Annotated in this window: 1 rRNA gene; it reads left to right on the top strand. The window is 44.0% G+C overall.

Annotated elements, in window-relative coordinates:
* Positions 1–248: 248 nt before the first annotated feature.
* A 5S ribosomal RNA gene (rrf, locus tag OA79_RS17865) occupies positions 249–339 on the top strand; the annotation flags it as partial.

The following is a 339-nucleotide window of genomic DNA, read 5'->3' as shown; positions in this document are numbered from 1 at the left end:
TGATAGGTTGGGTGTGTAAGTGCTGTGAGGCATTGAGCTAACCAATACTAATTGCTCGTGAGGCTTGACCATATAACACCAAAGTAGTTTTTAGCTGACAACAGCTAAAAGACACATAGATTACGATCCGGTTTAACCTTGATCCACGTTATTTCAAAATGAATTGTTAAAGATCCAAGCAACGTATTCGCGTGTTTTGGTTAACAGAGCAAAAAAGCTCATACCAGAACGATACGCAAACCGAATTGCTTGACGATCATAGAGGCGTTGAACCACCTGATCCCATCCCGAACTCAGCAGTGAAAAGCGCCATCGCCGATGGTAGTGTGGGGGATCCCA

The organism is Marinomonas sp. TW1 (assembly GCF_001625355.1).
Lineage (GTDB): Bacteria > Pseudomonadota > Gammaproteobacteria > Pseudomonadales > Marinomonadaceae > Marinomonas.
This window is presented reverse-complemented; position numbering and strand designations above follow the sequence as displayed.